Below are 6,592 nucleotides of genomic sequence, written 5' to 3' on the forward strand. Positions count from 1 at the left end.
CGCGCGGCCGCGACCGGCAGCCGCAGCGGGTTCGCCTCCGGCAGCGCGACCGTCCCGGGTGCCGCGGCGGACGGCGCGACGGCGGCCGACCTGGCGGTGGCCGCGGCCGACTTCGCGCCGACGCCCGTGGTGTAGTACCCGAACATGTCGACCACCAGGTCGGTGCTGCCGACGTGGTTGAAGAAGTCCACGTACCCGTTGGCCCCGACCGAGGCGTTGACCATGTTGGGGATGGTCTGGCCCGCGGTGAAGTTCAGGTTCGAGGCGTCCGGCAGCCCGGCACCGGTCGGGGCCGAGTCCGCCGGCCCGCCGTCCGGGTAGACGGTGACGAAGCTGTCCGCGGTCGGGTTGGTGACCGTCACGTTCAGCAGCAGCGAGCCGATGCCCCAGTCGCGCGGCTTCAGGCCCCAGCCGAGCAGGGAGCTGCCGCCGGGGACCGGGCCACCACCCTGGCGGCTGTCGTACTGCCGCACGGGGGTGCCGGTGACCAGCACGCCGTCGGTGGTCTGGCCGCTGTCGTCCGGGACGAAGTAGCCCGAGGTGTCGACCACGATGTCGACCGGCGCGAAGGCCGAGCTGAAGACGTCCACCAGGCAGCCGTCGCCGAGCCGGGCGACCGCCATGTTGGAGATCGTCTGCCCGGGCGTGAAGTTGAGGGTCGACGCGTTCGGCAGCGCCTGGCCGTGCGGGTAGACCGTCAGGAAGCCGACGTCCTTGGGGTCGGTGACGGTCACGTTGAGCGCGGCCGCCGTCGCGTTGTACGGGATCCGGGCCTGGTTGCACAGGTTCACCGTGACCGTGCCGCGGGACGGCACGTGGGTGGGCCGGGTGTCCAGCACCCGCTTGGGGGTGAAGCCGGTGTAGACGGCGCCCGTGGTGTCCGGGACGTAGTAGCCGGTGACGTCGGCGATCAGGTCGAGGTCGCCGTCCGAGCCGTTGAGCAGCTCGACGGCGCCGCCGGCCCCGAGCTGGACCGTCACCGCGTTGGGGACGGTCTGCCCCGCGGTGTGGTTCAGGTTGGAGGTGACGGGGGCGGACCCGCCGGCCGGGTAGACGGTGACGAACCCGGTGTCCTTGGCGTTGGTCGCGGTGACGTTCATGACCACGGCGACGGCGTCGGCCGGGATGCCCGCGGTGCCCGCGACCTTCAGCGGGGTGACGCCGCGGCCCCGGAGCGTCCCGGTGGTCCGGGTGTCCAGCAGGCGCTGCGGCGCCATCGCCACGTAGGTGCCCGCACTGCCCACCGAGATGTCCAGCGGCTTGGCCAGCGGGGTGCCGACCGCGCCGTAGCTGTGGGTGCCGTTCGCGTCGGTGACGGCGATCTCCAGCGCGTACAGGCCGGGCTGGCAGCCCGTCGGCTTCGAGCCGTCCGGGGTCGTCCCGGCCGTGGCGAACGGCAGGTACAGCGAGACGTTCGTCGTGAGGGTGCCGGGCGGGACGGTGGTCGAGGCGGTCGGCGCGCAGCCCGGGGCGACCGGGCCGTGGGCCGTCACCGCGACCTGGGAGATCGGGACCGTGTCGGAGACCGGGAAGGAGACCGGCACGGTGCCGCCGTCCGGCGACAGCCGGCGCTGGAAGGACACGTCACCGATCGTCAGGGCGGTGGCCGGGGTTTGCAGCGGGGTGATGACCAGCCCGGCCGGGGCCTTGGCCTCGAAGTTCCGCTGGCTGTCGTCGGTCACCCGGACGGAGGTGACCACGCACGGGGTCGTGGCGCTGGTCGGCACCGTGATCTTCATGGTGACCGTGTCGCCCGACCAGGAGAGGTCGCCGACGTTGCCCCAGCAGTCCCCGGTCAGCTCGGGGCCGACCTGGGTGATCCGGCCGGCGGTGTCGGTGGCCTTCATCGACATCGTCACGGTCTGGGCCTGGGCCCGGTTGTCCGCCGTGGTGGCGCCCAGCGTGAACCCGGAGGCCTGGATCGGGTTGGCGCCGGCCGTCAGCTCCACCGACGGCACCTTCAGCTGGGTCCCGATGGCGGACGTCACCGTCTGCCGGTACACCGAGCCGTCGGGCTGGGCCAGCTCCACCTGGGTCATCTCCCAGTGGCCGAGCGCGCTGCCGCCCGGGAAGTGCACCGTCACCCGGCAGTTGCTGTTCGGCGACCCCTGGGGCGTCCAGCAGGGCGCGCCCTGCCCGTCGCCGCCGAAGCTCGCCTTCACGGTCTGCGAGGGGTCCGTCGAGGAGGTGAAGGTGACGCTGTTCCCGCCGGTCATCCCCGTCCCCTTGACGAAGAACCAGAACGTCCGGTCCCCGCCGTCGGGCTGGAGGTAGACGCGGGTGTCGGCGGTCCACACCGCACCGGTGGAGATCACGCTGTGGACCGGGCCCGCGTCGGCCGAGGCCGCCGGGGCGGCGAGGCCCGCCGCCGCGAGGCCGGTCACCGCCGTCAGGGCCACCGCGGTGGCCCGGCGCAGCCGAGCGCCTCGGGATATGTCTCTGGTCATGCTGTCCTTCGTCTCGGACTCGACACACGCGGCCGGGGCATGCGGAATCACGGACTCCAGAACCATCCCCCGGGAAATCGGCCAGATCCTAGCGCCAGCCGACGACATGACGGAGCCGGAGCTCCCCGGGGGGTGCTCCGGCTCCGTGGGCCCGCGGCCTCAGCCCAGCTGGGCGAGGCCCTCGGTGGCGATCCGTTCGAACACGGTGAGGTCGTTCTCGAAGATCGAGTCCGGGATCGGCCAGTGGATCACCAGCTCGGTGATGCCCACCTCCCGGTAGGTGCCCGCCCAGTCGACGAAGGCGTCCACCGACTGCAGCGGCTTCTCCGCCGTCGACCCCTGGAGCAGCACCTTCTCCAGCGTCCCGGCGTCCCGCCCGACGGCCTCGCAGGCCGCCGTCAGCTTCCCGATCTGCGCGGCGACCACGCCGGGCGCCTCCGCCACCGGCACGTCCGCCGGGCCCTTCGGGTCGCCGTACGTCACCCAGCCCTGCCCGTGCTCGGCGGCCAGCCGCATCCCGCGCGGGCCGGCGGCGGCCACGTAGAACGGCACCCGCGGGGCCTGCACGCAGCCCGGGATGTTCCGCGCCTCGACCGCCGAGTAGTACGTCCCCTCGCGGGTGGTGGCGTCGTTGGTCAGCAGCTCGTCCAGCAGCGGCACGAACTCCCCGAACCGGTCCGCCCGCTCCTTCGGCGACCAGGCCTCCTGGCCCAGCGCCGTCGCGTCGAAGCCCGTCCCGCCGGCCCCGATGCCCAGCGTGACCCGCCCGCCGGACACGTCGTCCAGCGTGATCAGCTCCTTCGCCAGCGTCACCGGGTGCCGGAAGTTCGGCGAGGTGACCAGCGTGCCGAGGCGCAGCCGCTCGGTGGCGCAGGCGGCCGCCGTCAGCGTCGGCAGCGAGCCGAACCAGGGCTCGTCCTGGAAGGACCGCCAGGAGAGGTGGTCGTAGGTGTACGCGGTGTGGAAGCCGAGTTCCTCGGCCCGCCGCCAGGTCTTCTGCCCCTCGCTCCACCGGTGGACGGGGAGGATCACGGTGCTCAGTCGCATGCCCCCGACCCTACGTCCGCGCGGCGCGGTCACGGGTGCGGGCGGGTGCGCTGGGCGGGGAGGGACGGGGCGGAGGTGCGGCGGGCGAGGTCGGCGAGGGTGTGGAAGAGGACGTCGCCGAGCAGGACCGGGTCGCGCGAGGCTTCGGGTGCCTGCGGCGCTTCGGCGGCCTGCGGGTCGCGGGTGTCGGGGCGGGCGGTCGGGGGCGGCTGGTCACGGAGCTGGCGTGTGGGCATGGCTCTTCCTGCCGACGGGGTTGCCGTGGGCAGTCATGCCCGCCGTGGTCGGCCGAACACCCCGGGTACGGGCGGATCGGCCGGAAACGGCGCATGAAGGGCTTGATCACTGCGGGGGCGTCCGGAGGCCGCGGACCCGGGCCGGTGCCCCGGCCGCGCCGATGGGCGAAGATGGACCGGTGACCGAATCCCGCACCGCGCCCCGCCTCATCGCCACCGACCTGGACGGCACCCTGCTCTGCTCCGGCGGCACCGTCACCGACCGCACCGCCGCGGCGCTGGCGGCGGCCGAGGCGGCCGGGGTGCGGGTGGTGTTCGTGACCGGGCGGCCGCCGCGCTGGATGCGGCAGGTGAGCCCGCACATCGGCGGCCACGGGGTGGCGATCTGCTCCAACGGCGGCGCGGTGGTGGACGTGCGGCGCGGCGAGCTGCTGGAGACCTTCCCGCTGCCGGTGGAGACCACCCTGGCGGTGGTCGAGACGCTGCGGGCCGCGCTGCCCGGCACCGCGTTCGCCTTCGAGTACCCGGGCGGCTGGGCCCGCGAGGCCGGCTACGCGGTGCCGATGTGGGGCGACGAGATGGAGCACGAGGTCGGCCCGGCGGAGGAGCTGCTGGGGGCCGGCGGGTCGGGCCGCGGCCTGTTCAAGCTGCTGGCCAAGCACCCGGACCTCGACCCGGACAAGTTCCTCGCCGAGGCCAGGGCGGCGGCCGGGCACCTGGCCGAGATCACCCGCTCCGCGTCGATCCCGCTGCTGGAGATCAGCGCGCCCGGCGTCACCAAGGCCAGCACGCTGGCCCGCTGGTGCGCCGGGCACGGGATCGACCGGAGCGAGGTGGTGGCCTTCGGCGACATGCCGAACGACCTGGAGATGCTGGCCTGGGCCGGCACCGCGTACGCCGTCGCCAACGCGCACCCGCAGGTGCTGGCGGCGGTGCCGCTGCACACCGTGAGCAACGAGCAGGACGGCGTCGCGGCGGTGCTGGAGGAGCTGCTCGGGCTCGGCTGAACCCGGGGCTCCTCCAGCCGGTCGGTGCTCAGCCGAAGCGGCCGTTGACGTAGTCCGAGGTCCGCTGGTCGCGCGGGCTGCCGAAGATCTGCCCGGTCGGCCCGGCCTCGACGATCCGCCCCGGGGTGTCGTGGGTGGCCAGGAAGAACGCGCAGGTCTGCGAGACGCGCTGGGCCTGCTGCATGTTGTGGGTGACGATCACGATGGTGAGCCGCCCGCGCAGTTCGGCGATGGTCTCCTCGACCCGGCGGGTGGAGGTCGGGTCGAGCGCGGAGCACGGCTCGTCCATCAGCAGGATGTCCGGCGAGACGGCCAACGAGCGTGCGATGCACAGGCGTTGCTGCTGGCCGCCGGAGAGCGCCCCGCCCGGGGTGTGCAGCCGGGTGGACACCTCGTCCCAGAGCCCGGCCCGGCGCAGGCTGGTCTCCACCAGGTGCTGGCGTTCCTCCTTGGAGACCTTGATCCCGGCCAGCTTGAGCCCGCTGGAGACGTTGTCCTGGATGGACATCGCCGGGAACGGGTTGGGCCGCTGGAACACCATGCCGATCCGGCGCCGCACCTCGGCGGGCCGGCGGCCGGGCCGGTAGACGTCGTCGCCGTCCAGCAGCACCTCGCCGGCGAGGGCGGCGCCGCGCACCATCTCGTGCATCCGGTTGAGGATCCGCAGGTAGGTGGACTTGCCGCAGCCGGACGGGCCGATCAGCGCGGTGACCTCGCCGGCCGGCATCGCCAGCGAGACCCGCTCCAGCACCTTGCGGCTGCCGAACCAGGCGGAGACCTCCCGGGTCTCCAGCCCGGCGAGCGGCCCGCCGTCGGGGTGGCCGTCCGCGTCCTGCCCGTACGGCTGGTCCGCGTACGGGTCGGGGGCGACCGGGGGGAGGGTGATGGTGTCGGCGACCGGGTCGGTCGGTGGGAACTCGGCCTGCGGGGTGTCGGTCAGTGGTGCGTCGGTCATCGGAACGGTCCTCCGGGCGCGCGTCAGTAGAGGTTGGGCAGCAGGGCGGCGGCGTTCTCGTAGACCGCCCAGAGCAGCGCGCCGACCACCGGCGCGAGGCTCAGGTAGGCGGCCGAGCGCCGCCAGTACCGGGCCAGCACCAGGGCGCCGGCCACCGCGCCGAGCAGGCCGAGCGACCAGAGCTGGAGGGTGGCCAGCGCGCCCTTGTCCGCGGCCAGCGCCTTGTCGTACGGGACGGTGGCGGGCCGACGGCCGGGGTTCTGCTCCGGGTCGCCGTCCAGCCGGGCGCCGATCAGCACGGTGGAGCCGGGGATCCAGTCGGAGTCGCCGGTGACCAGCACCATCCGGTTGCCGGCCGCCGGGTCGACGATCGGGTGGTCGCCGTCGCCGTACACGTTGACGGTGTAGCTGAACTTGCCCTGGCCGGTGGTGGTCTCGATCTTGTCGCCGACCCGCAGCTTGGACAGGTCGGCGAACGGCGCGCCGAAGGTGGCGCCGCGGCCGAAGAGCACGGTGACCCCGCGCTGGCCGGGCAGCGCGGTGTCCCGGCGGTGGCCGGGGCCGCGCATCAGGTCCCGGCCGGTGGTGCCCTCGACCACCACGGCCTGGTGCAGACCGATCGCCGGGATGTCCAGCAGCGCCACCGGGGCACCGTCGGCGGCCGCGCCGGTCGGGGCGACCGCCCGGGCCAGCTGGTCGCGGAAGGTCTTGTACCCGGTGGACTGGTAGTGCCGCTGCTGGACGTGCGACAGCGTGAACAGGTACCCGACGAAGCCGAGCACCAGCGCGGCCGCGAGGCTGACCGCCCAGGCGCCCTGGAGGAACCGCCGCCGCCCGGGGGAGACGGCGGGCCGGACCGGGGCGTCGGACGCGGCGGGGGCGGCGGGGGCGGCGGGGGCG

General features: G+C 74.1%; 5 protein-coding genes and 1 pseudogene. 1 reads left to right on the forward strand and 5 read right to left on the reverse strand.

What is annotated here, in order from left to right; all coding sequences use genetic code 11:
- The 3 genes and pseudogenes from AE652_RS32310 to AE652_RS32320 form a co-directional block, all read right to left on the reverse strand.
- Positions 1 to 2,447 (reverse strand): annotated as a pseudogene (locus AE652_RS32310) (hypothetical protein); the annotation flags it as partial.
- Positions 2,448 to 2,606: 159 nt separating this feature from the next.
- Positions 2,607 to 3,494, reverse strand: a complete 888-nt coding sequence (locus AE652_RS32315) for an LLM class flavin-dependent oxidoreductase (RefSeq protein WP_049658062.1) — start codon at positions 3,492 to 3,494, stop codon at positions 2,607 to 2,609.
- 29 nt (positions 3,495 to 3,523) lie between these two features.
- Positions 3,524 to 3,730, reverse strand: coding sequence for a hypothetical protein (locus tag AE652_RS32320; RefSeq protein WP_049658064.1), 207 nt, complete (start codon positions 3,728 to 3,730; stop codon positions 3,524 to 3,526).
- A 161-nt stretch (positions 3,731 to 3,891) separates the two neighbouring features.
- On the opposite strand from AE652_RS32320, the gene AE652_RS32325 reads away from it, so the two are divergent.
- On the forward strand, positions 3,892 to 4,737 hold the full coding sequence (locus AE652_RS32325; protein ID WP_049658065.1) for an HAD family hydrolase: 846 nt from the start codon (positions 3,892 to 3,894) through the stop codon (positions 4,735 to 4,737).
- A 28-nt stretch (positions 4,738 to 4,765) separates the two neighbouring features.
- On the opposite strand, the gene AE652_RS32330 is transcribed toward AE652_RS32325, so the two are convergent.
- On the reverse strand, positions 4,766 to 5,692 hold the full coding sequence (locus tag AE652_RS32330; protein ID WP_082346115.1) for a phosphate ABC transporter ATP-binding protein: 927 nt from the start codon (positions 5,690 to 5,692) through the stop codon (positions 4,766 to 4,768).
- Between the two features lie 23 nt (positions 5,693 to 5,715).
- Positions 5,716 to 6,592, reverse strand: an 877-nt coding sequence (locus AE652_RS32335; RefSeq protein ID WP_049658068.1) for a sortase, incomplete at its 5' end; no start/stop codon positions are given.

Source organism: Kitasatospora sp. MY 5-36, from assembly GCF_001182915.1.
GTDB lineage: Bacteria > Actinomycetota > Actinomycetes > Streptomycetales > Streptomycetaceae > Kitasatospora.